The sequence below is a fragment of the Streptomyces sp. rh34 genome (genome assembly GCF_002551245.1).
GTDB lineage: Bacteria > Actinomycetota > Actinomycetes > Streptomycetales > Streptomycetaceae > Streptomyces.
In genome coordinates this window covers 1-2,074 of the sequence record NZ_NTGZ01000488.1, presented here as the reverse complement: position 1 = coordinate 2,074, position 2,074 = coordinate 1, and the positions used below count along the sequence as shown (strand labels likewise).

3 protein-coding genes are annotated in these 2,074 nt (G+C 73.8%); 1 reads left to right on the top strand and 2 read right to left on the bottom strand.

Annotation, left to right across the window (positions count from 1 at the left end):
• Window positions 1–62: 62 nt before the first annotated feature.
• A complete protein-coding gene (locus tag CR470_RS37545) occupies window positions 63–557 on the bottom strand; it encodes a rhodanese-like domain-containing protein (protein ID WP_097872204.1) in 495 nt (164 codons plus the stop codon).
• An 88-nt stretch (window positions 558–645) separates the two neighbouring features.
• Between CR470_RS37545 and CR470_RS37540 the strand changes: the two genes are divergently transcribed.
• On the top strand, window positions 646–1,092 hold the full coding sequence (locus CR470_RS37540; protein ID WP_097872202.1) for an Lrp/AsnC family transcriptional regulator: 447 nt from the start codon (window positions 646–648) through the stop codon (window positions 1,090–1,092).
• 30 nt (window positions 1,093–1,122) lie between these two features.
• Here CR470_RS37540 and CR470_RS37535 read toward each other — a convergent pair.
• Window positions 1,123–2,074: SbcC/MukB-like Walker B domain-containing protein (locus tag CR470_RS37535; protein ID WP_306667843.1), on the bottom strand; the 952-nt coding region annotated here is incomplete at its 5' end.

Here is a 2,074-nt window from a genome sequence, read left to right as displayed (position 1 = left end):
AACCTCCCCCGGGGGCCGGGGCGGGCGTCGAACCGCGCCGACCCCCGCCCCGGCCCCCGGTCTCAGCAGCCGCAGTCGGCGGTTTCGGCCGGCGCGGTGAGCGGGTCGGCTCCGCGCCGCTCGACGCCCCCCGAGGTCTCGAAGGCGAATCCCTCGCGCACCCAGTACTCGAACCCGCCGAGCATCTCCTTGACCTGGTAGCCCAGTCGCGCGAGGGCCAGGGCCGCGCGGGTCGCGCCGTTGCAGCCCGGCCCCCAGCAGTACGTGATGACGGGAACGGCCGGGTCCAGCAGCGCCGCCGCCCGCTCGGGGATCAGGGCGGTGGGCAGGTGCACCGCCCCGGGCACACGCCCCTGGTCCCAGGACTCGGCGGAGCGGCTGTCCAGGACGACGAACCCGGGATCACCGTCGGCGGCGAGCGTGGAGGCGACATCGGAGACGTCGGCGTGGAAGGCGAGCGATCCACCGAAGTGGGCCGCCGCGGCAGCGGGAGAAGCGGGCGCGACGCGCAGGACGGGGTTGTCGGCCGTGGCCGTGAGAGGCGAAGTCATGACCATGAATCTATGGCCGTGGAACGGGACCGGGAAGTGAGATTTCCTGGCACTCCTCTTGATTCGCCGGGGATTCCCCTGTTCTCTCGGACGAGTGACCGACTATTCCCCGGACGCCACCGACTGGCGCATCCTCGACGTCCTCCAGCGCGACGGCCGCGCCACTTTCGCCGAGCTCGCACGCGCCGTCTCCATGTCCCCGAGCGCCGTGACGGAGAGGGTGCGACGACTGGAGGAGCTGGGGGTGATCAGCGGGTACGCGGCGGTGGTCGACGCCGAGCGGCTCGGTCTGCCCATTCTCGCCCTGGTGCGCCTGCGCTACCCGCACGGGAACTACAAGCCCTTCCACGATCTTCTGGAGACCACGCCGGAGATCATCGAGGCCCACCACGTCACCGGCGACGACTGTTTCGTCCTCAAGGTCACGGCCCGCTCGATGAAGCATCTGGAGGAGACCACCGGGCGGATCGGCGCGCTGGGCTCCGTCACCACCAGCGTCGTGTACTCCTCGCCGCTCCCCCGCCGGGCGATCGGCCGCTGACCCGGCGGGGCGTCCGCGAGGCCGCACCGGTCACAGGCGGTGGCGGACGGAGGAACCCTGACGCTCCTTCACCACCTCGAGGCGGACCGGGATCCGGCGGCGCAGGTCGGCCACATGGCTGACGATGCCCACGCTGCGGTCCCGCTCGCGCAGGGAGTCCAGCACGTCGAGCACCTCGTCCAGGGTCTGGTCGTCCAGGCTGCCGAACCCCTCGTCGATGAAGAGGGTGTCCAGGCGTACGCCGCCGGCCTCCTCGGTCACGACGTCGGCGAGGCCCAGCGCGAGCGCCAGCGAGGCGAAGAACGTCTCCCCGCCGGAGAGCGTCGCGGTGTCCCGTTCGCTGCCGGTCCAGGCGTCCACCACATGCAGCCCCAGCCCGGCCCTGCGACCGCCGGTGCGGGCGTCGGAGTGGACCAGGGTGTAGCGGCCGGAGGACATCCGACTCAGCCGGGCGGTGGCGGCCGCCGCCACCTGTTCGAGGCGGGCGGCCAGGACGTACGCCTCCAGGCGCATCTTCCGCTCGTTGTCGGCGGAGGTGCCCGCCGCCAGACCCGCGAGGCGGGCGATCCGCTCGTACTCCTGGCGCACCGGGCCCAGCCGCCGCACCTCGTCGGCGGCCTGGCTGGAGAGGCGGGTCAGCTCCCCGCAGCGCTCCTCGGCGGCGGCGCGTGCGGAGGACGCCTCGCGCAACAGCCATTCCGCGGTCTCGAACTCGCTCTGTGCGGCCGATGGCCGAGCAGGGGGCTGCTCGGCGGCCTCGCGGGCGTCGCGTTCGGCGCGGCGGTCGGCGACCGCCGCGGCCTCGGCCTGCCAGGCGTCGACGCGGTGCTGGAGGTCGCGTTGGGCGGCGGCGTCGAGGAGGGTGGCCGCCGCGGCCTCCGGGGTGTCGAAGCCGGCCCGGAACGCCGCGTCGGAGAGCCGGCCGTCGGCCTCCTTGCGCCGCCGGTCCGCGTCCTGTTCGGCGCGTACCGCCTCGGCGCTG